This is a genomic window from Jannaschia pohangensis, assembly GCF_900113875.1.
GTDB classification, from domain to species: Bacteria; Pseudomonadota; Alphaproteobacteria; order Rhodobacterales; family Rhodobacteraceae; genus Jannaschia; species Jannaschia pohangensis.
In genome coordinates, this window is the sequence record NZ_FORA01000007.1 from 23,600 (window position 1) to 44,374 (window position 20,775).

The 20,775-nt window shown below is 65.4% G+C and carries 23 protein-coding genes; 12 read left to right on the forward strand and 11 right to left on the reverse strand.

Annotated elements, in window-relative coordinates; genetic code table 11:
* Positions 1-46: 46 nt before the first annotated feature.
* Positions 47-592, reverse strand: a complete 546-nt coding sequence (locus BM002_RS17435; RefSeq protein ID WP_092784405.1) for an acyl-CoA thioesterase — start codon at positions 590-592, stop codon at positions 47-49.
* A 119-nt stretch (positions 593-711) separates the two neighbouring features.
* Here BM002_RS17435 and BM002_RS17440 point away from each other — a divergent pair, with 119 nt between their 5' ends.
* On the forward strand, positions 712-999 hold the full coding sequence (locus BM002_RS17440) for a YggT family protein (protein WP_092784408.1): 288 nt from the start codon (positions 712-714) through the stop codon (positions 997-999).
* A 3-nt stretch (positions 1,000-1,002) separates the two neighbouring features.
* Here the strand turns inward: BM002_RS17440 and BM002_RS19680 are convergent, their stop codons facing one another.
* Entirely contained in the window at positions 1,003-1,131 is a 129-nt protein-coding gene (locus tag BM002_RS19680; protein ID WP_281243849.1) for a hypothetical protein, read from the reverse strand.
* 147 nt (positions 1,132-1,278) lie between these two features.
* Here BM002_RS19680 and BM002_RS17445 point away from each other — a divergent pair, with 147 nt between their 5' ends.
* From BM002_RS17445 to BM002_RS17455, 3 genes are all read left to right on the forward strand, one after another.
* Entirely contained in the window at positions 1,279-1,620 is a 342-nt protein-coding gene (locus tag BM002_RS17445) for an ArsR/SmtB family transcription factor (RefSeq protein ID WP_092784411.1), read from the forward strand.
* Positions 1,617-2,084 carry an SRPBCC family protein gene (locus BM002_RS17450; protein WP_092784414.1) on the forward strand — a complete coding sequence of 156 codons (468 nt, stop codon included), beginning with the start codon at positions 1,617-1,619 and terminating at the stop codon, positions 2,082-2,084. The genes BM002_RS17445 and BM002_RS17450 overlap by 4 nt, the downstream gene beginning before the upstream one ends.
* Positions 2,085-2,194: 110 nt before the next feature.
* Positions 2,195-3,781 (forward strand): hypothetical protein, encoded by a 1,587-nt coding sequence (locus BM002_RS17455; protein WP_139212411.1) that lies wholly within the window; start codon positions 2,195-2,197, stop codon positions 3,779-3,781.
* 33 nt (positions 3,782-3,814) lie between these two features.
* Here BM002_RS17455 and BM002_RS17460 read toward each other — a convergent pair whose 3' ends face one another.
* Positions 3,815-4,618, reverse strand: a complete 804-nt coding sequence (locus BM002_RS17460) for an alpha/beta hydrolase (protein WP_175484953.1) — start codon at positions 4,616-4,618, stop codon at positions 3,815-3,817.
* A gap of 177 nt (positions 4,619-4,795) precedes the next feature.
* On the opposite strand from BM002_RS17460, the gene BM002_RS17465 reads away from it, so the two are divergent.
* Positions 4,796-5,503 (forward strand): sulfotransferase-like domain-containing protein, encoded by a 708-nt coding sequence (locus BM002_RS17465; RefSeq protein WP_092784424.1) that lies wholly within the window; start codon positions 4,796-4,798, stop codon positions 5,501-5,503.
* Here BM002_RS17465 and BM002_RS17470 read toward each other — a convergent pair.
* Both BM002_RS17470 and BM002_RS17475 read right to left on the reverse strand, forming a co-directional pair.
* Positions 5,476-6,522 carry a glycosyltransferase family 4 protein gene (locus BM002_RS17470; protein ID WP_092784427.1) on the reverse strand — a complete coding sequence of 349 codons (1,047 nt, stop codon included), beginning with the start codon at positions 6,520-6,522 and terminating at the stop codon, positions 5,476-5,478. The two genes, BM002_RS17465 and BM002_RS17470, sit on opposite strands and share 28 nt — an antisense overlap.
* Positions 6,519-8,399 (reverse strand): ABC transporter ATP-binding protein, encoded by a 1,881-nt coding sequence (locus BM002_RS17475; protein ID WP_245749310.1) that lies wholly within the window; start codon positions 8,397-8,399, stop codon positions 6,519-6,521. Before BM002_RS17475 ends, BM002_RS17470 begins: the two co-directional genes overlap by 4 nt.
* On the opposite strand from BM002_RS17475, the gene BM002_RS17480 reads away from it, so the two are divergent.
* Both BM002_RS17480 and BM002_RS17485 read left to right on the forward strand, forming a co-directional pair.
* Complete coding sequence (locus BM002_RS17480) at positions 8,383-8,778, forward strand: hypothetical protein (RefSeq protein WP_092784430.1); 396 nt, start codon at positions 8,383-8,385, stop codon at positions 8,776-8,778. The two genes, BM002_RS17475 and BM002_RS17480, sit on opposite strands and share 17 nt — an antisense overlap.
* Complete coding sequence (locus BM002_RS17485; protein WP_092784652.1) at positions 8,775-9,938, forward strand: MFS transporter; 1,164 nt, start codon at positions 8,775-8,777, stop codon at positions 9,936-9,938. The genes BM002_RS17480 and BM002_RS17485 overlap by 4 nt, the downstream gene beginning before the upstream one ends.
* Before the next feature lie 268 nt (positions 9,939-10,206).
* Here the strand turns inward: BM002_RS17485 and BM002_RS17490 are convergent, their stop codons facing one another.
* The gene (locus BM002_RS17490) at positions 10,207-11,346 is read right to left on the reverse strand and encodes an AAA family ATPase (RefSeq protein WP_245749311.1); all 1,140 of its coding nucleotides are present in this window, start codon (positions 11,344-11,346) and stop codon (positions 10,207-10,209) included.
* A 4-nt stretch (positions 11,347-11,350) separates the two neighbouring features.
* Positions 11,351-12,163, reverse strand: a complete 813-nt coding sequence (locus tag BM002_RS17495; RefSeq protein ID WP_092784433.1) for an RNA ligase family protein — start codon at positions 12,161-12,163, stop codon at positions 11,351-11,353.
* Between the two features lie 375 nt (positions 12,164-12,538).
* Between BM002_RS17495 and BM002_RS17500 the strand changes: the two genes are divergently transcribed.
* Both BM002_RS17500 and BM002_RS17505 read left to right on the forward strand, forming a co-directional pair.
* Positions 12,539-13,561, forward strand: a complete 1,023-nt coding sequence (locus BM002_RS17500) for an aspartate-semialdehyde dehydrogenase (protein ID WP_092784436.1) — start codon at positions 12,539-12,541, stop codon at positions 13,559-13,561.
* Positions 13,562-13,720: 159 nt separating this feature from the next.
* Complete coding sequence (locus tag BM002_RS17505) at positions 13,721-15,355, forward strand: DUF4139 domain-containing protein (protein ID WP_092784439.1); 1,635 nt, start codon at positions 13,721-13,723, stop codon at positions 15,353-15,355.
* 6 nt (positions 15,356-15,361) lie between these two features.
* Here BM002_RS17505 and BM002_RS19585 read toward each other — a convergent pair whose 3' ends face one another.
* The 4 genes from BM002_RS19585 to BM002_RS17525 all read right to left on the reverse strand — a co-directional run bounded on the left by BM002_RS19585 (position 15,362) and on the right by BM002_RS17525 (position 17,859).
* Positions 15,362-15,808 carry a ribbon-helix-helix domain-containing protein gene (locus tag BM002_RS19585; RefSeq protein ID WP_245749312.1) on the reverse strand — a complete coding sequence of 149 codons (447 nt, stop codon included), beginning with the start codon at positions 15,806-15,808 and terminating at the stop codon, positions 15,362-15,364.
* A 35-nt stretch (positions 15,809-15,843) separates the two neighbouring features.
* On the reverse strand, positions 15,844-16,155 hold the full coding sequence (locus BM002_RS17515) for a P-II family nitrogen regulator (RefSeq protein ID WP_092784442.1): 312 nt from the start codon (positions 16,153-16,155) through the stop codon (positions 15,844-15,846).
* A gap of 3 nt (positions 16,156-16,158) precedes the next feature.
* Positions 16,159-17,139: a sodium-dependent bicarbonate transport family permease gene (locus tag BM002_RS17520; RefSeq protein ID WP_425431879.1), complete on the reverse strand. Its 981-nt coding sequence runs from the start codon at positions 17,137-17,139 to the stop codon at positions 16,159-16,161.
* 69 nt (positions 17,140-17,208) lie between these two features.
* Complete coding sequence (locus tag BM002_RS17525; protein WP_092784445.1) at positions 17,209-17,859, reverse strand: carbonic anhydrase; 651 nt, start codon at positions 17,857-17,859, stop codon at positions 17,209-17,211.
* A 135-nt stretch (positions 17,860-17,994) separates the two neighbouring features.
* Between BM002_RS17525 and BM002_RS17530 the strand changes: the two genes are divergently transcribed.
* From BM002_RS17530 to BM002_RS17540, 3 genes are all read left to right on the forward strand, one after another.
* Entirely contained in the window at positions 17,995-18,411 is a 417-nt protein-coding gene (locus BM002_RS17530; protein ID WP_092784448.1) for a hypothetical protein, read from the forward strand.
* A gap of 102 nt (positions 18,412-18,513) precedes the next feature.
* A complete protein-coding gene (locus BM002_RS17535; RefSeq protein WP_092784451.1) occupies positions 18,514-19,911 on the forward strand; it encodes a leucyl aminopeptidase family protein in 1,398 nt (465 codons plus the stop codon).
* Positions 19,908-20,768, forward strand: a complete 861-nt coding sequence (locus BM002_RS17540; protein WP_092784454.1) for a C40 family peptidase — start codon at positions 19,908-19,910, stop codon at positions 20,766-20,768. Before BM002_RS17535 ends, BM002_RS17540 begins: the two co-directional genes overlap by 4 nt.
* Positions 20,769-20,775: the final 7 nt, after the last annotated feature.

Sequence of the window (20,775 nt, forward strand, 5' to 3'; positions counted from 1 at the left end):
GCGCGCGAAACCACGGGCACGCAACAGGCGCATGACGCCCGAGCGATCAATTCACGCGCGGCGTGTCTTCCGGTGGCCAGGGGCGGGTCGCTTCGGCGTCGATCCAGCCCGCGACCCAGTCGGGAAAGGCCGGCGGCGCGGCGTCATGGCCAAGCTCAGCCATAACCTGCGCCGGCGGCACCGTCCCCTCCCGCGATGTCACCGCGGTGCGCAGCAGCGCCTGGGAGCAGCAGGTGCCCCCGACCCACATGGATTGCACGATATAGACGAACCGTTCGTCCCATCCGACGCAGCGCGTGACCATCTCGATCCGCTGAAACGCGGTGATCCGGCGGCGATAGCGCACGCTGACGCCCCCGACGGCCAGACCCCATTTCTTGCGCCGAAGGACCGGGATCAATCCGATCCGCTTGCCCGCCGTCATCCGGCCCAGATCATAGAGCGTCAGGGTCCGCCCGTTGTTCAGCTCCATCCAGGGGTCGATATCCCAGGGCATGCAGATGTGTCGGGAGACATGGGCGTCTGTCACCCCCATCGGGGCGGCGTCGCGATTGAGCCAGAGTTGCCAGGCAAGGCGAATGAATGGATACATCGCGCTGACCTGCGCGCGCCGCCCCGCCGCGTCAAGTTGAACGATGCGTCAGGTTGCGGGTCAGGTTGCACCCGGCGGCCACCGACCCTAGATCGGGATCACCCAACCCCGAGGCCGACATGCTCCTGATCGCCGATATCCTGCTTCTGCTGCTCAACGTGGCGTGGTTCTTCGCCATCGCCCATGTGATCATGTCCTGGCTCATCAATTTCGGGGTCCTGAACATGAACCAGCCGATCATCGCGCAGATGTGGGACGGTCTGAACCGGATCCTGGAACCGGCCTACCGGCCCATACGGCGCGTGCTGCCCCAGACCGGTGGCCTCGATCTTGCGCCGTTGGTCTTCTTCATCGGGATCATCATCGCCCGCATGATCGTCGTCCGGACGTTCTACACCGGCTTCTGATCGCTAGAGCGCGGCCGGCGTCGTCTCGCAGGTCGTGCAGCGGGCAATATTATCCGTCTCGACGTGGTGCAGGGCAAATCCCGCAAGGATCGCAAGGCTGAGCGCAAAGAGGCGCAGGTTGTGGCGTGTCATCGCAAGTCCTCCTGACCTGCCCATGATGCGCGTCTCGGAGACAGGTGCAAATCACGCGCCCGTGACCGGGTCGCGCGGATGCTCGAAAACTTAGATGACTTCCTAACTGTCGTTGACTCCCGGCCGTCGCCGGTATTACTTAGAGAAATGGCTAAGCTTGAGCAACAACTCGATCTCTACTTTTCCGCACTGGGTGATCCCACGCGGCGCAGGATGCTCGAGCGCCTTGCCAGGGGTCCGGCAACGGTCAGCGAACTCGCCGCCCCGCACGACATGGCGCTGCCGTCGCTGATGGCGCATCTCAAAAGGCTCGAGGCGGCAAACCTCGTTACATCCCGCAAAGACGGGCGGACACGGATTTGCGAGCTGGCGCCGAACGCCTTCGCGCCTGCCAGGGACTGGTTGAGCGAACAGAGCGCCATCTGGGAAGCCCGGCTCGACCGCTTCGACGACTACATCACCACCCTCGCGAAGGAGCGCGACACATGAACCTCGACCCGAACACCGACCTGACCTTCACGCGCAGGCTCAAGGTCCCCCGCGCCCTGGTCTGGAAGTGCTGGACCACGCCGGAGCACATCAGGAATTTCTTCGTGCCGAGGCCGCATACCATCGAAGCCTGCGACATCGATCTGCGCGTCGGCGGCAGGTTCAACACGACGATGAACGTCGATGGCAACAGGATGGAGAACAAAGGCGTCTATCTGGAAATCATCGACGGCGCGCGGCTGGTCTTCACCGATACCTATGGCGAGGGTTGGAAACCGGCTGCCGATCCCTTCATGACGGCGATCCTCGATCTTTCGGATGATGACGACGGCGGCACGATCTATACCGCGACGGCCCGGCATCGATCCCCCGAAGCCTGCAAACGCCACGAAGACATGGGATTCTTCGGCGGATGGGGAACGGTCGTGACGCAGCTCGAGGAATATGCCCAGTCTCTCGGTTGACCATTCGGCAAGGGTTGGACACCTTGCGCCGGGCCTGCGGTCGAGATCGGGGCCAAGCCAACGGAATGCTGATGCAGATCATCCCCGGATCCGTCCCTCGCCGTCCGTCGATGGCCATTATGTGCCGCCACGTCCTGACCCGTGCCGCCGTCGCCGCTGTTTTGCTGGCAACACCCGCGATGGCCGAGGTCTGCGTTCTGCCTGTCGAGGGGAGCGGCGCGGTTCTGGACGCCCTCCTCCGCGAACGGGAGGTGCGCGCGGGACCAGAAGGTAACACCCGGCGTCTCTGGGCCGACCGGATCGCCGATTCCCCACGAGCCCAGTTCGATTTCCCCCATCTGATCGTCTGGGCTGCCGGGCCGGCCAAAGGCCACTACGCGATTGATGGTCACAGCTTCCGCAAGATCGAGGCCTACTTCCCCGATGGTCCCCTCGCGCGCTTCCCGTGGGAAGCGTGGGCCGCACCGGATGGAACCCGGTACCGACGCGGGCACGACGCGGGTGGGCTTGTGTATCAATTGCTACCGGGCGCGTCAGCTTGGGCTGCCATCCCGCTGACGGATCGAACCGTCTGGCCACTTTTCGATACCGGGAACGGTGATTTCTATTTCGGGCGCCCTGGCCTGCAGATGGCGTCGAGGGTCGTGGACGGGCAACGAGTCGCGACCGATCCGCTTCCGGGTGACCGCGACACGGGGGAGTGGACCAATTCGATCCGCACTGTGCCCGGTCTTGGCACCTTCGCCCTGAGCAGCGCGTACCTCTGGGGAACCTTCGGACAACGCGCGCCGCGAACCCTGTGGTTCCGGTCGCCGGACGGCGATTGGCGCGTCGTTCCCGTCGACCTGCCCGAGGGGGAAAGCCTCCTCACCGATCTGAACGCCGCCACATTTGATCGGGACGGGGAGATCCTCAGGTGGTTTCCGGGCCCGACAGAAGCGAGCACGGTGCCACCGCTGTTTCTGCGCCTGACCGGGGCCGGACCCGTCTTTGCGGGCAGCGCGCCGCCCGGGCGCTATCGGTTCGACGCCGCGTCTGGCGCATGGATGGGGTGGGATTTCACCGGATTGCAATACATCCCGTCCCGCTGGAAGGTGGCGCTTGGCCTTGCGCGCGATCCCGTCACGCCCCGGTTCCGTGTCGTTCGGCGGGGCGACGTTGCGGCTGTTGCGATCGACGGCATCTTGGCGCGGACAATGACGACCGACACGTCCGTCTTGCACACAACAGGCCCCGTCATCCTCCAGCCCTCCCGGCCTGCGCTGATCTGGACGGATATCGGCTTCGCGGCCTTCGATGGCGAGACGACTGTCTTTCCGCCCGACCTGTCGACAAACCGGATTGGCAGTCATGTGCAGGTGTATCAGGTGGGCGAGCGGACCGTGATCCTGGGCACAGAAGGGTCGTTCCTGCTGAACGCCGATATGACGGCCGACCGGGTCACCGAGTATCCGGTCTCTGGCCGCGCCATCGCATGGAGCCGTCACCATCCGATCCCTGGATCCGATCTGCACGTCCTTGTCGGGGACGGGAACAGACCCTTCCACGTCACATCCGACTTTCGGACCTACAGACAGGTCGAAACATCCGCCCCGCTCCTGGACCATGTCGCCGCGTTGCCGGACCGGGCGGCAGTCCTGCTGACCGGGGAAGACGGGCTCTACTCGCTCGAAGCCGAGTGCCCGCAAGACCGCTGAAATGATCGTGGCACGTCGAAATACGACATCACCTCAGAGGTGATCCTGAAAGAAGGCCACCGTCAAAGCGATGACCTGCTCGACCGAAGGGTCCGGCACGCCACCGCGCGGCACAAAGCCATGGTCGGCGTTCTCGACGACGGCCAGGATCGGGCGATGTCCGGCATTGATCAGAAGCTGCGCGAGTTTCACGCTTTGCGCGAGGTTGACGAACCTGTCCTCGCGGCCATGCGCGATCAGGAAAGGCGGGGCCGTTCCATCGATATCAAGGAGCGGCGTGCCGCTGATCCGCGCCTCTGGCGTCGGAAAATTCTGGGCCACGGCGGCAACCGCCAGGGACGGCTCCAGATTGACCAAGTCGAAAACACCGTAGAACGTGGCGACGGCCTCGATCCCGGGAACACCGCCGAAGCGGTCGCCCGAAAGCGCGGCAAGGGCCGCCAGATGGCCGCCCGCGCTGTCGCCCATGATCCCGATCCGGCCCGCATCGATCCCGAGATCGGCACCGTCAGAGGCGAGAGAGCGAAGCGCGCATGTGACATCCTCGATCTGGGACGGGTGGAGGTGAGCCGGCGCAAGACGGTAGTCGATCGTTGCGACAACGATACCCGCATCGTTCAGGGGTGCGATCATCCGACGTTCGAACCCGGTGGTGCGATCCCCGCTTTCCCAACCGCCGCCATGCACATAGAGCACGGTGGGCAGGGCCGCGTCGCGCGCGCCGTGGATCTGCATCTTCTGGCTGCCGCAATAGGTGACTGTCGTGACCCCGGGACCCGACGCCGTGTTGCAGGCGGCGAGAACAAGAAACAGGAAACCGAGGCATGACCGGAGCATGGCCCAGTATAGTCCGATGAGCCGGTCAGTATAGTGTTCAGGCCTCGCGGGACGTGTCCCGTGGGCCATTGCGACCCCCAGGTGGACTTGCTGGCGGGGGCGGCCAGGCTCTAGACAGGGGCGGAACCGCGCCCCGAGACCGCTGAAGGATACGGGGCCACAGCCATTGGAAACCCGATGAAGATCATCGCCTGGTCCGGCCCGCGCAACCTGTCGACGGCCATGATGTACAGCTTCGGCAATCGCCCCGATTTCGAGGTCATGGACGAGCCGTTCTATGCGGCCTACCTGGCAGCCACGGGCCTTGACCATCCAATGCGCGATGCTGTCATCGCCAGCCAGCCGACCGACCCCGAAGAGGTCGCCGCAATCTGTGCCGCCGAACCTGCGCGGCATGGATATCAAAAGCAGATGGCCCATCACATGTTGCCCGGCTTCCCGATGGATTGGGCCGAGGGCGCGGTGCATGTCCACCTGATCCGCCACCCCGCCCGCGTCATCGCGAGTTACGGCGTCAAGCGCGACGATATCGCCGAGGCGGACATCGGCTTTGCCGCGCAGGCAGCGCTTTATGACCGCGTCGGCGGACTGGTTCTCGACACGGCCGATCTGCGCGACGATCCGGCGGGGATGCTGGCGCGATTGTGTGCGGCGGCGGGTGTGCCCTTCGATCCGGCCATGCTGTCCTGGCCTGCGGGCGGTCATGTTGCAGACGGTGTCTGGGCCGCGCATTGGTACAACGCGGTCCATCGCTCCACCGGGTTCGCGGGCCCCGAAGGCCCATTGCCCGACGTGGCGCGGGACGATCTGCTGCGATCCGCGATGCCGTTCTACAATGCGATGAAGGCGCGGGCGCTTCAGCCTTCGGACCAGAGCGCCTCGTAGACGCCTGCGATCCCCCGGGCCTCGCTTTCGATGGAATGCACCTGCACCGCGCGCTGGCGCGCGATCTGCGACATGGCCGCAAGGCGTGTCGGGTTCGACAAAAGCCCGTTGATGGCGGCAGCGGCGTCTTCGACCAGATTATCTTCGGCCACCACGATCCCGGCGGCCCCGCCCCCGGTGAAGGTCCGGAAATCCCCGGTCGGCGACCCGACGAAGGGTACCGCCGACGCCATCCCTTCCAGCGGGGTTACCCCGTAGGGCTCATAGCGCGGCAGGGGCACGGTCAGGGTGCAGGCACGGATCAGCGCGGGCATGTCGTCGGGCGCGATCTCTCCGGGGAAGAGCAGCCGGTCGGCCAGCCCGGCGGCGCGGGCCGTCTCCTTCAGCCCGTCCAGAAAGGCGGCATCCTGGGGCCGGGCGCGGCCCAGGACCAGCGCCGTGGTATCGGGATGCTGCGGCAGGACCCGCAGCATCGTCTCGACGAAGCGGTCGGTGCCCTTGGAGGTGCGGATGCGGCCCACGGCGGCGATACCGCGCTTGCCGGGATAGCCGGTCGCGGCCCAGGCGGCGGCGCGGTCGCGGGCGGGATGCCAGACATCGCAATCCACCCCATGCGGGACGATGGCGCGGACGTGGGGCTTGCCCTCGGCGGCGGCGGGGATGGTCGCGATCAGCGCATCCATCCGCGACATCAGCCAGCGTGGAAAGATCGAATGCCGGTGCGTGCCCGCCGTGGTGAAGACGATCCGGATCGGCAGGCGCAGGATGTCGCGCGCGAAAAGGGCTGCACGCATCTCGTTGTTGCGCCGCACGTGCCAGATCGCGAAGGGGCGACCCTCGGGTGGGGTGGCGGTCAGTTTGCGCGCCTCGGCCACGGTTACCGGCGGCGGACATGCGGGCAGCGCATGACCCGCCAGCACCAGGTCGAACTGCCTGGCCTGCACCGGAATCAGCCGGGCGGCGGTTGAGGACACTCCGGTATAGCGTGGATTGAGGTTGGTGATGACGACCTCGGTCATGCCGCACCCTCTCCGAATTGCAGATCGTGAAGCTGGGAATAGATGCCGCCCCGCGCCAGAAGCGCATCGTGGGTGCCATGCTCCACCACCCGCCCCCGGTCGAGGACGAGGATCTGATCGGCATCCCGGACGGTCGAAAGCCGGTGCGCGATCACGAGGGTCGTACGCTTCTGGGCCAGACGCTCCAGCGCGTCCTGAACCAGACGTTCCGATTTGGTGTCGAGGGCCGAGGTCGCCTCGTCCAGAAGCAGGATCGGAGCGTCGCGAAGCAGGGCGCGGGCGATGGCGATGCGCTGTCGCTGTCCCCCCGACAGGTTCGAGCCGCGCGGACCCGCCGGCGCATCGAGGCCGCCGGGCAGACCGCCGAGGAACTCGGTCACATGGGCCGCGTCCAATGCGGCCTGCAACTGCGCCTCGGTGACATCCTCGCGCCCCATCAGAAGATTTTCGCGCAACGTCTCGTCGAAAAGCAGCGTATCCTGACTGACAACCGAAAAGAGCGAGCGCAGGTCGGCCACCGCAAGATCCGCGATGTCGATTCCGCCGAGGGTGACCCGCCCGGCCGAAGGCTCCACCAGCCGGGTCAGCACGTTGAACACGGTGCTCTTGCCCGCGCCCGACAGGCCGACCAGCGCCGTGGTGGTTCCGGCTTCGGCCACGAAATCGATGCCGCGCAGCACCTCGTTTTCGCCGTACGACAGGGTCACGCCCTCGAACACGATATCGGTCCGGTCCGGCAGCGCGTCGACCCTGGCAGGCAGGGCGATCGAGGGCACGGTATCGAGAAGCGCATAAATCCGGTCGAGCGACGCGATCATCGCCTGATAGGCCCCGGCCAGCCCGGCAAGACGGCGCAGCGGTTGAAAGGCCAGCGACATGGCGGTGAAGAACGACATGAATTCGCCCACCGATTTCTCGCCCGCGATGATCTGCGGCCCGCCGTAAATCAGGACGGCGAAGAACCCCAATCCGATGGCCAGATCGACCAATGCGGGAACCACGGCGATTCCGGCAAGCGTGCGCAGGGTGATGCGGACCATCTGTTCGGTCGCGATGCGAAAGCGGTTCTGCTGATAGCCTTCCATCGCGTTCAGCTTGATCGGCGTGATGCCATGGAAGATCTCGTCCAGCCGCGTCGTTCGCTGGCCCGCATTCTCGCGCAGCAGGACCGATTTCTTGCGCACGTACTGCTGCACGATGAGCGAGGGCGCAATCAGCAGCGGGGCGCCGACGATGGCCACCAGCGTCCAGATCGGATCGACCAGGACGGCGACGATCATCAGCGACACGAGGCCCGCCAGATCCCGGGACGCACCGGTGATGATCTGCATCCAGGTATTCTGGATCGCGAGGACATCCCCCTGCACCCGTTCAATCAATTGTCCGGGCGAATTGACGCTGAAGAAAGCGGAATCGAGCCGCAGCACATGGCCCAGAAGGTCCTGTTGCAATTCCGACGACGACCGGAACGCGACCCATCCCATGATGAGCCGCTGCCCGATCCCCGCCAGCCCGCGCACCACGAACAAGAGCAGGATCGACAGCCCGACCCAGGTCAGAGCGTCGGCCCGCCCCTCGACGAAGACGAGGTCGAACATCGGCTCCAGCATCTTGGCCAGAATACCGATCGTGCCGCCCTCGACGACCATCAGGAGCGCGCCCGCCACGATCCACCAGAGCCGCGGCCGAAGGTAGGTCTGCCACAGGCGGGCGAAGGAATTGCGCGGGTTGGACAGGGTCTGACCTTTCAGGACTTCGCCGCGAAGTAACGCAGGTTTCCGGGTGCGGGCAACCGTCGGTTCCGAAAGCCGCCGAAGACATTCGCCTTGCGTCGCCGGGGCAACTGCGAAATCTGGCGCGATGAACGATCTGGTCACCTATGGCGAAGACAGCTTCTTCACGCTCTCGGGCGGCGGACAGCTGGGCCTCGCGCTCCTGTCGCTGATCCTCTGGGCGCTTGCGGTTCTGCTGGTCTGGCGTCTGGCGCGCGGGCCCATCCGTGGCGCTGTCCTGGCCCTGGTGGTGTTCGTCCTGTTCGTCTGGCTCTCTCCGCAGATCTACTATGCCTACTACTTCCTGATCTTCGACGACCTGCCCGTGCAGATCGTGATCAAGTCGCCGCCGGGCCCGGGATACCTGCTGCGTCTGCTGACCTTCACCCAGGAGGCATCGCTGTCGCGGCATGGGCAAGGTCTCCTCGGCTGGTCCCTCTTGTTGGTCGGCGTCGGGCGCGGATGGCGGAGGGCGGCCTTGTGAACGCCGGTCTCGTCAGCCTGACCCTCGCCTATGTGCTCAGCCAGTTCTACCGCGCATTTCTCGCGGTCCTGGCCCCGGACCTGGCGGTCGATCTTGGCCTCGGCCCCGGTGATCTGAGCCGCGCGTCGGGATATTGGTTCCTGTCCTTCGCGGCGCTGCAACTGCCGGTTGGCTGGCTTCTGGACAGGGTCGGACCGCGCCGCACGGCGGCGGGCCTTCTGGGGATCTGCGGCGGAGGCGGGGCCGCGCTCTTCGCCCTGGCGCAGGCGCCCTGGCAGGTCGAGGTGGCGATGGTCCTGATCGGAGCGGGCTGCGCGCCGGTCCTGATGGCCAGCTACTACATCTTTGCCCGCGTCTATCCGGTGGCGGTCTTCGCCACGCTGGCCGGCGTGTTGATCGGCGTCGGCTCGCTCGGGAATATCGCGGCCTCGGTCCCTTTGGGATGGGCGGCCGAGACCTTGGGCTGGCGCGGGGCCATGGGCTTTCTGGCGGCGGCGACGATGCTGGTCGCCCTCGCCTGTCACCTGCTGGTGCGCGACCCCGCGCCGACCGACGACACGGGACCGAGAGGCTCCCTGCTCGACTTGCTGAAGATCCCGGCGATGTGGGCGATCCTGCCGATGATGATGGTCAACTACGCCCCGGCAGCGGGCCTGCGTGGGCTGTGGGCCGGGCCCTACGTGGCCGATATCTACGATCCGGCCTTCGTCGGAAGGGTCACGCTGGTCATGGGGGTGGCGATGATCCTGGGCAGTTTCGCCTATGGCCCGCTGGACCGGGTGTTCGGCACGCGCAAATGGATCGTGTTCACGGGCAACCTTCTGGGGGCAATCGTCTGCGGCCTGCTGTGGTTGGTGCCGATGCCGGGGCTGGTGATGGCGACGGTCGCCCTGGCCCTGATCGGCGCCTTCGGGTCCAGCTTTCCGATGCTCGTCGCCCATGGCCGGTCGTTCTTTCCGCCGCGTCTGGTGGGGCGGGGCGTCACGCTCATGAACCTCTTCGGGATCGGCGGAGTCGGCGTGATGCAATTCGCGACCGGGCCGCTCTTCGAAAGGGCGGGCGGGGGCATCGCGGGCTATCAGGCGCTGTTCGGGGTCTTCGCCCTGGCCCTGCTTCTGGGTTGCCTCGTCTATGCCTTCGCGCCCGACAAGACGGACTGAGGGGGTCGGTCGGGGCGGCGATGACTTTGGCCAGCGGCTGCGTCCTGTCGGCAACAAGCGGCCTCCGCGCGCCTTGTTTTGCGGGGGTTTGCGCGATGCACCAGCGGTACACCCCCTGTACACCCCCCGTACATACGATAGTGTGCCACGAGCGTTCGCCGGGGGCTCGCCCACGCAACAGCAGGCTGCTCTGTGTATCGGGGGCTGTGGCAGGTGCCGCCGCGAGGAATCGCGGGTGAAGCAGGCACTGTTTCGACGCCTCCCGCCGTCACCGGGATACGACGGTTATTTTTTGCGCCTCCCACATCTCGGGTGGTTCGAGCTTCCGAACGAGATGATCAAGGACTGCATTAGGGACCGCGTCTGACCGGTTTCTGTTTTGCCGACGCAATTGGTCGGGACAGACTTCCAGGTAGACGATCTCGATCCACGCACCGTAGTCACGCAACAGCCGCAATACCTTCGACCTGTTTTGCCGTGTTACATTTGTGGCGTTCCAGACGAAATCGGTCCCGGCCCGCAGGTATTCTCTGGCCCTTTCATGGGCGGCCTGGATCACTTGGCCCTGGTTGTCAGTGGCTGATACACCCAGTTCATCACGGATCAGGTCCAGGCTGACGACAGGGTGATCCGGACGATGCCTGGATATCCATGTGTCTTTGCCAGCGCCGGGCAAGCCTGCCATCACTGTAACGCTGCATTTGAAGTCTTCATGCGCAGTGTAGTGAGGATCGCGATCATCAAGTTCTAAGAATGCGACGCGGCTTTCGTCGTTGGCGAAGGTGAACGGCGTGCTCAGACATCCGCCTTCCTGAAACGTCAGTCCGGCAAGGCTGACACTTTCCAGAATAGCCTGTTGATCGTGACACAGGCGGCCCAATGCGTCTGCTTTGGCATGGAGACACAGATGATCGGGTCTGCATCGCCAGGACGTTGCAATCGCCAGCCGTACCGGGTCAGGCCGCTCGATAAGCCAGAACGGCAGCTGATGATGCGCGATGATCCCGCACAGAGCTTCTCGCCATGCAAAAGGCGATCGCGCATGCCAAAGCAATTGTCGGGCAATGGACGCCCCGACCCGTGAATGACCACGGGACGAAATGCGTCCATTTCCCTCATGTAATGTCACTGAAGGTTTGCCGACATCATGCAGAACCGCCGCCCAGAACAGATAGCTCCGGTCATCGGGCGACAGGTTTTGCCAATCGGGGTCGGCGACCAGTGCTTCCACGACCATCCGGGTGTGGGTTCCCACATCGCCTTCCGCATGATGAATTGGGTCCTGCGGGCAAGTGTCCAGTGTCGTCAATTCAGGCCAAATCGGCCAGATCGCAGCCCAATCGACGGTCCAGTGTGGACCGACTGGAACCAGCGACAGCAGGTCATCGTGCGCAATTGTGGGTTTCATGGGCCTACGCATCATAGGCCCCTTGCACGCCGAGCACCGGGGCAAAGATATCGACCCCGTCTGCCAGGATATTCGGCAAAATCGGGCGGTCATGCCAATGACCGTCAGCCGCTTCGATAGCTTGAAGGAAATCGGAACGAACGAACTTGAACCGCTCGAGCACGTGGTCCGCGTCTTCCTTTTTCAGATACAGCCCCTCGGCCAGGTCGCTATCCTCTGTCTGCTGATCGACCATGTCAGGACGGCTGCCGGATCGTTCTGTGGCTACCGCCAGGGCCTGCCGCCAATCCGCTGACTTATACGGTGTCGGGCGGGTCAACTCGCTCAGGTGTTCGACGGACAGAACTTCCCCTTCATGCACCACGGGGACAGGCATGATCGGCAACCCGGTCAGCAAAGACCTCCGCGCGGCTGTGCTGAGGAATGCGGCGTTGTCCCGATCCAGCACGTCAAATTCCATGAAGTAGTGAGGCAAGCGATCGTAGAAAACCGTGTGCTTGGCATACATCCATTCGCCATACATGACGAAACGATCGCCCAGAACAGGGTGCAAGACATGAGCATGGGCCGCTGCCCAGGTCTTGAGCAGGGCAAAGTGACGCTCACGACCACCACCCGTCAGGTAATGCCCCCGGCTTTGCAAAAGCAGGTTGCCGTCCGGGTCAAAGGACAAAGCGGAATTGGCACCATCGAGCTTTTCCTCAAAAACCAGGCGTTCGCCTTTAAGATCCTTGATTGGTTTATCATCCGCCATATCGCCCAATTGAAGGCGCGAACCTTCAACGTGCCGCGTGCGCGGGTATTTGTAGATATTCATCACTGTCTCACGATTTTATCGATTGATCACACAGAAATGCCCGACACAAATTGTCAGGGCGTTGATCGAGATTTGTGTGCAACGATTACATCGGACTTCCGCGGGATCCGGGGTTGAAACAGGGTTCTGCGCCTAGCGTTGACTGGTTGGAAAATCAACAGAAGATCTTGAGATTGGGTTTTCCGGAGCAGCGTGTTCTCAATATACCCGGAGCCCGCTGCCCTTGCGACGCGCAACTGTCCGCTGGTCCGCTGTCAGCGTCGTCGCCAAGGCGAGCCGCAGCGCGCGGAACCGGGGGTGCACCAACCCCGCCTTTACCCGACGCCGCAACGGGTATAGGCGACGACCGCTTCCAACCCCTCAGGAGAAGATGAGATGGGCTATAAGGTCGTCGTCTGCGGCGCCACGGGAAACGTGGGCCGTGAAATGCTGAACATCCTCGCCGAGCGCGAGTTTCCCGTCGACGAGATCACGGCGCTGGCGTCGCGTCGCTCGCTCGGGACGGAGGTGAGCTTTGGCGACAAGACCCTGAAGACCAAGGACCTCGATACTTTCGACTTCACCGGCTGGGACATCGCGTTCTTTGCCATCGGATCGGATGCGACGAAGAAATACGCGCCGATCGCGGCCAAGTCCGGCTGTGTCGTCATCGATAACTCGTCGCTCTATCGCTATGACCCGGACATCCCGCTGGTCGTCCCCGAGGTGAACCCCGAGGCGGTGGACGGCTATGCCAGGAAGAACATCATCGCGAACCCGAACTGCTCCACCGCGCAGATGGTCGTCGCCCTCAAGCCGCTGCATGACCGCGCCCGCATCAAGCGCGTCGTGGTCAGCACCTATCAGTCGGTGTCGGGCACCGGCAAAGAGGCCATCGACGAGCTCTGGGACCAGACCAAGGGCATGTATGTGCCGGGTCAGGAGCGGGAGCCGAGCGTCTATACCAAGCAGATCGCCTTCAACGTGATCCCGCATATCGACGTCTTCATGGACTCGGGCGAGACCAAGGAAGAGTGGAAGATGATGGTCGAGACCAAGAAGATCGTCGACCCCAAGATCAAGGTCACCGCGACCTGTGTCCGCGTTCCGGTTTTCGTGGGCCATTCCGAGGCGGTCAACATCGAGTTCGAGGAGTTCCTCGACGAGGACGAGGCCCGCGACATCCTGCGCACCGCGCCCGGGGTTCTGGTCGTCGACAAGCGCGAGGATGGTGGCTACGTCACGCCGGTCGAATGTGTCGGCGATTTCGCCACCTTCGTCAGCCGCATCCGGCAGGACAGCACCATCGACAACGGTCTCAACATCTGGGTCGTCAGCGACAACCTGCGCAAGGGCGCGGCGCTGAACGCGGTGCAGATCGCCGAGACTTTGGTGGAGCGGGTGTTCAGCAAGCGCTGAGGGCCGGTATCCGTCGGGCATCGGGCCATCGTCGCAGGCGCGGCGGTGGCCCTTTCGGTTTGGACCGGCGATCCGGCACGCGTGCAACGTGCCGCTGGACGTGCGGGTTCGGGGCTGAAAGAGTCGGGGCGTCAACATCAGAAGCCGCCGGAGCCTGCCATGCGCATCCCGAAGATCCCAATCGCCCTTGCCCTGCTGATGCCGGGCACCTTGATGGCCGAGGATTTCACGATCCCCGCCCCGGTCCTGTCGGCGGTCGTGTTTCAACAGGGGGCGTTGGTGACGCGCGGGGCCGTGCTGGACATGCCGGCCGGCGACCATCGGATCCTGGTGCCTGCAACGGGCAACTTCGACGGGCTGCCACGAGTCGAGCTGTCGGGGGCGGCCCTGGGTGCGGTCGAGATGGTCGCGGGCGGCGTCATCGACGGACGGGCGCTGTTCACAGCAGATCAGGCGGCGGCGCATGAGGCGTGGCGCGCCGCGACAGAGGCCTATCAGGTGGCCGAGGATGAACGGTTTCGCGCCGCCGCCACGCTGACGGCGGCCGGGGATCGGCTGGCGTTCCTGCGGTCGATGACGGGCGCGGCCCTGACCACGCTGGACCCCGCGACGATTGCGGCGACCGCCGACGCCGTCGCTGACGGCACGGCAAACGCCGAAGTGACCCGCGCCGATGCCCGGGCGGCGCTGCGGGCCGCCGAGCGGCGCGCCCAGGACGCCAGCCTTGCCCTGCAACAGGCCAAACAGGAACTGGACGCGACCGGGGCCGATTTCGGACCCGTGTCGCTGGTCGCGATTTCGGCAATTCTGGACGTGGCATCCGAGGTGTCGCTGACCCTCGCGTCCTTCACGCAGAACGCCGGGTGGTCGACAGAATACGAGGCGAACCTGAATTCGGACGATCAGGTCGAGCTGTCCCGTCGCCTTGTCGTCCAGCAGGGCAGCGGTGTTCCGATGACGGATATCGCGCTGACGCTCAGCACGGCGGACCCCTTTGCCCGGACCGAACCGTCCGAGGCCTTCCCGAACCTCGCGCAGATCTTCGACCCGAAGAAGTCGGCGGCGACGAGCGGCCCGTCGATGCAGCGCAGCGTCACGATGGATGCGGAGATGGGCGCGGTGGCCACATTTGCCCCGGAGCCGATGGTGGTCATGGCGGCCAACACCGACGGGCCGATCGTGACCTATGACTATCCGGTGCCGGTCAGCCTGTCCGGAAATGGCCAGCCCGTGACCCTGTCGCTGGACCGGATCACGCTGGAGGCGCGGGTCTTCAACCGGGCGATTCCGCGTGCCGATGAGACCGCTTATCTGGTGGCCGATATGGTGAACGCGACGGCGGAGCCTTTGCTGTCGGGTCCGGTGACGCTGTTCCGCGAGGGGGCCCGCGTCGGCGAGGCGCGGTTGCCGCTGATGCCTGCGGGCGGCGATTACGAACTGGCCTTCGGGCCGCAGCAGCATCTGCGGCTGGAATACCGCGAACTTGAGAACGAGACGGGAGATCGCGGCATCTTCGTCAGCTCGGGGACTAGGACGCAGGACCTGGTGTTCCGCGTTCGCAACCTGTCGGCCAGCGCCGAGGTCGTGGAGACGCGCATCGCGCTGCCGTTCTCGGAGCAGGAGACCCTCGAAGTCACCGTGACGACATCGCCCAACCCCGATGTGCGCGACGTGGAAGACCTGCGCGGGGTGGCGCAGTGGACCCTCGACGTGGCGGCGGGGGCCGAAGTCGCGGTGGAGGTCGGTGTCGATCTGGAATGGCCGGAGGGTCTGGACCTGATCTGGCAACCCTAGGGAAGGTCAGTCGAGAAGCGGGTCACCTTCGGGGTCGGTCAATCCGACGGCCCCGTGGGGGTGACCCGGCATCGCGGCGCCGAACCTGCGGACAAGCTGGCGGTAGGTGAAGCCCAGCTCGCTGCCCTTGCAGAGACGTCGGCCCGTGGTGGTGAAGAGGGCGCAGCCGCCGCCTGCCGCCGATAGGCGATAGCCCCGTCTGGAGAGCCGGGCCTCCAGATCGGGCCAGGATCGGGCTTCGGCCATGTCGGGTGCGAGGAGCGACTGCAAGGATGCGACAAGCCCCTCATCCGCCCGATTGGGCGTCTTCGGGGGTTTCGACCGGCGCTTCAATTCCTCGCACACGGCGCGGCGGACGACCTGCCCGGGCGTTACATCGAACCGCTGGGCCAGCCTCTCGATCGCGGCAGCCATTTCCAGGGGCATTCGAATCGTGACGTCACGCGTTTCCATGCCCGCAGCCTTGCCGCAGGATGGTTAACGATCCGCTAAAACCGCTCGGCCCGCAGAACCTCGCAATCGACGATGCTGACCACGCCGATGTGCCGCTCCACCACCGAGAAGGCGGCATTGAGCAGGGTGTCCAGCGCCTCGGGCCGGACGATGCAGACCACGGCGCGCATGCCGCCCGCGCGCCCGATCTGACCGGCGCGCGTCCAGTGGCCCGACCGACCTGATCCGCCATGGACGGGCAGCACCGTGAAGCCCTTGACCCCGGCCTTCAGCAGGGCTTCGCAGAGGCGGCTCTCCATCATCTCCTCGATGATGATCTCGACGCGTTTTGCGGGATGGGTCTGCATGGGTCAGCCTCCGGTCAGCATGCGGGCGACAGCCAGATAGATCGCGAGGCCCAGGGTCAGGTTGAAGGGGAAAGTCACGCCGAGCGACAGGGTCAGATAGACCGACGGGTTCGCTTCGGGCAGGGCCACGCGCATGGCGGCGGGCACGGCGATATAGCTGGCCGAGGCGCCCAGAACCATCATCAGCATGACGCTTCCGGTGCCGAGGCCAAGCCCCACGCCCGCGGCTGCACCCGCGGTCGCGCCGATCAGGGGCATCAGGATGCCGAAGGCCAACAGGCCCGGGCGCAGGATGCCGCGCGCGCCCCGCAGCCCGCGCCCGGCCACCAGCCCCATATCGAGCAGGAAGAGGCACAGCACCCCCTGGAACGGCGAGACGATGAAGCTTTCGATCCGGGCCAGACCCTCGGGGCCGGTGATCCAGCCGATCGCGAAGCTGCCCACCAGAAGGACGATGGACCCGTTCAGCAGGATTTCGCGCCAGAGGTCGCTGTCCATCTGTCGCCCCGACCCGGACCGCGCGACCAGCCAGAGGGCCGACAGAATCGCAGGGGCCTCCATCGCGGCGGCGACGGCCACCATCCAGCCGTCATATGTCAGCCCCGCGCTGTCGAGAACCGAGGTTCCGGCCACGAAGGTCACGATGGAGATCGAGCCGTAATGCGCCGCCACGGCCGCCGCATCCAGCGTCGACAGGGCCGTCATCACCCGAAGCAGCCCAAAGGCGATCAGGGGCAGAGCAAAGGACAGGAAAACACCTGCCAGAAGCGCCCCGACCAAGGTGCCCGAAAAGCCCGCCGTATCCACCGCGACGCCGCCTTTGAACCCGATGGCGAAGAGCAAGTAGATCGACATGCCCTTGGCCACGGCCTCCGGGATGGTCAGGTCCGACCGCGCCAGGGCCGCAAAGAGGCCGAGGGCGAAACACAGGATGATGGGGGACAGGAGGTTGCCCAGGGCGAGGTCGAGAAGGTCCACGATCATTCCTCGTTGTTGGATAGTGACGGGCTAGCGAGGCCACAGGTGACATTCAACCTGTGCTCCGGACACCCCTCAGAGCGGGATGAAGGCGTCGGCCTTGGCATCGTAGATTTCCAGGACCCCTTCGGTGATGTCGTTCCAGAGCCCGTGGATCTGGATTTCGTTCGCGGTGACGGCATCGGCGACGAAGGGAAAGGTCATCAGGTTGTCGAGCGAAGTGAGCACCGCCTGTTTCTCCAGCGCCTCGCGACGGGCTGCCGGGTCGGTGATCCCCTTCACGCGCTCATACCCGGGGCGCAGCATGTCCATCCAGCGCCCGACGAAGCTTTCGGGCCTCTCGAGCTCGGGGGCCTGGCCGGAGCACATCGCCTCGCACCCCTGCACGCCGCCACAGAGCGAATGGCCCAGGACGATGATCTGTCCGATCTTGAGTTCGGTCACCGCATATTCGATGGCCGCCGATGTGCCATGGCGCAGGCCGTCCGGCTCATAGGGCGGAACGAGATTCGCGATGTTGCGGTGGATGAAGAACTCACCCTGTTCGGCGCCGAAGATGGATGTGACGTGGACCCGGCTGTCACAGCAGCTGATCACCATGGCGCGCGGGCGCTGACCCTCGGTCGCGAGGCGTCGATACCAGGGGGCATTTTCTGCGAATGTGGTGGCTTTCCAGCCCAGGTAGCGCTGGACCAGGGATCCGGGCAGCGGCTTGGCATGGCGCATCTGAGGGGTCCTCTTGTCGCTGTTGGCCGGGTTCTACGCACAAGACCCGGTCAATTCGAGAGATTTCTGGGGCCGGACGTCAATTCGCAGCCAAGATTTTGCCCCGATCCGGCGGCACGAAGGGTCAAACCGGCGATGCTGCCGCCCAAGACAGAGGCCCCCATGCCCCAGACCTTGCTTGCCCTGATGACACCGGAGCGCGTGGTGTTCGACCATATCAAACTGGCGTCGATCTGCGATGCTCACGGTCACCGCGCCGAGGCGCGACTGGCCACCTTCCTGACCGATATCGAAGCCAAGATTGATCAGGCTCGCCATTTGTCGGCCGAGCCGGGCGGGCTGCGACGCACCTGCGAAGATATCGTGAAGCTGGCCGACAACATCGGGATGCTGTCGGTGGAATATGCGGCGCGCGGTGTCCTCGACGGCTTGGCTGCGGGGGACGCACATGCAACGGCGGCCTGTCTGCATCGACTTGTGCGGCTGTCGAAATCGTCGCCAGCCGACGCGTGGTCGCTGCAGGAGGGTGCCCTGCCCGACACGGTCGCCTAGCCCCGGGATCGGCCGGAGCCGCAAGACCTTGCGGCGACAGGCCTGTCGTCTAGATTGACCTGCGCCGCGCCGGGCCGCGCGACGCAGGAGCCCTAGACCGATATGACCCAGACCGAGCCACCTCGATTTGCCGCGCCGGACCTGCGCGCCACACCTGTCCGTATCGTACCGAAGGGCGGCTTCGACGACTGGCTGGCGACGCAGGACGAACCCGTCCGCGATTGGGTCGAGGCGAATGGGTTCGACGGCGCCGCGGGCCAGATCCTGCGCCTGCCCGCACCCGACATGTCCGTCGCCCGCGTCCTTCTGGGCTGGGGCGGGGCCAAGGACCGGGCGCGGAGCCGGTTTCTCGCCGCGCAGGCCGCGACGGCGCTGAAGACCGGGACCTATGCCCTCGACGGCGATCTGACGGCGAACGAATGGGAAGAAGCAGCGCTCGGCTGGCTTCTGTCCTCCTATCGGTTCAGCCGATATGCAGGCAAATCCGAGCCGGGTCCGCAGCTGCGCGCGCCGCGTGGCATCGATGCCGCCCGGATCGAGGCGATTGCCGCCGGAGAGTTCCTGACCCGCGACCTGATCAATACCCCGGCGTCCGACATGGGGCCCGATGCCCTGGAGGCAGCCGTTCGCGATCTGGCCCGGACCCATGGCGCCGAGGTGTCGGTGACGACGGGTGACGATTTGCTGACCGCCAACTTCCCGATGATCCATGCCGTCGGGCGCGCCGCCGACCGGGCGCCGCGCCTGATCGACATGCGCTGGGGCGACAGCGGGCCGGAGCTTGTTCTGGTGGGCAAAGGCGTGTGTTTCGACACCGGCGGCCTCAATCTCAAGCCCGGCGCCTCCATGGGGTTGATGAAAAAGGACATGGGCGGGGCCGCGACGGTTCTGGGCCTTGCGCATATGATCATGGCGACCGGGCTGCCGCTGCGGCTTCGGGTGCTGATCCCGGCGGTCGAGAATTCGGTGGCGGGCAATGCGTTTCGCCCCGGCGATATCCTGACCGCGCGCAATGGTCTGACGGTCGAGATCAACAACACCGACGCCGAGGGTCGGCTGGTGCTGGCCGATGCGCTGGCGCTGGCGGACGAGACGCCGCCCGATCTGATGATCTGCATGGCGACGTTGACCGGGGCCGCGCGGGTTGCCGTGGGGCCCGATCTCGCGCCGTTTTTCACCGACGACGACGCGCTGGCCATGGCCTTGCAACAGGCGGGCCGCCGGGTGCGCGATCCGCTCTGGCGGATGCCGTTCCACCGCCCCTATGAGACGATGATCGAACCGGGCATCGCCGATCTGGACAACGCACCATCGGGCGGGTTCGCAGGGTCGATCACGGCGGCGCTGTTCCTCGACCGCTTCGTGCAGGACACGCCGCGCTTTGCCCATTTCGACATCTACGGCTGGAACCCGACGGCGGCCCCGGCGCGGCCCAAGGGGGGCGTCGGCATGGGCGCGCGGGCCTTGTTTGACGCCCTGCCGAAGGTTCTGGACCTATGAGCGCGTTCGATCCCCGGATGACGCCGGCCAATGGCCATGCCGCCGCCCACGAGCTGCGCGGCGTGGTCGAGGCGACTCGCTACGTCAAGGGCACAGTCAAGACGGTGCAGCAGCCGCTGGTCAACCTGTCCAGTGCGCCGCGCGGGGAACGGACGAGCCAGCTACTGTTTGGCGAGGCCTTCCGAGTGATCGACGAACGCGATGGTTTTGCCTTCGGGCAAAGCCTGCGGGATGGCTATTGCGGCTATGTGATTGCTGCCGCCCTGACCCGGCAGGAGGCGGCGACGCATTGGGTCGCGGCCCCGGCCACGCATTTGTATCCGAAACCTCGCCTGAAGGCCCCGCCAGAGGTCGCGATCTTCTTTGGCAGCCACGTGCGCGTCACCTCCGACATGGGGGAATTCCAGAAGGTGTCGACCGGGCACTTCATTCCGTCCGGTCATCTGCAACCGCTGCGGGCACGGTTTTCCGACCCGGTCGGCGTGGCGGACATGTTCCTCGGGACGCCGTATCTCTGGGGCGGGTCGTCCCGGTGGGGCGTCGATTGTTCCGGCTTGATCCAGCAGGCGCTTGTGGCCTGCGGCGTGGATTGCCCGCGCGACAGCGATCAGCAGAGGGGCCTTGGCCGCGACATTCCCGCTGATGCGCCGCTGCAACGGGGCGACCTGATCTTCTGGGCGGGCCACGTCGGGATCATGTCGGATGCCGAAACCCTGTTGCACGCGAACGCCCACCACATGGCCGTCGCCTATGAACCCCTCTCGCAGGCCAAGTCCCGGATTGCCGCCAACAACTCGGGCGCAGGTCAGGGCAAGGGCGAGATCGAGATGCGTCGCCGCCTCGACAAGCTGAGCTGACGGTCGG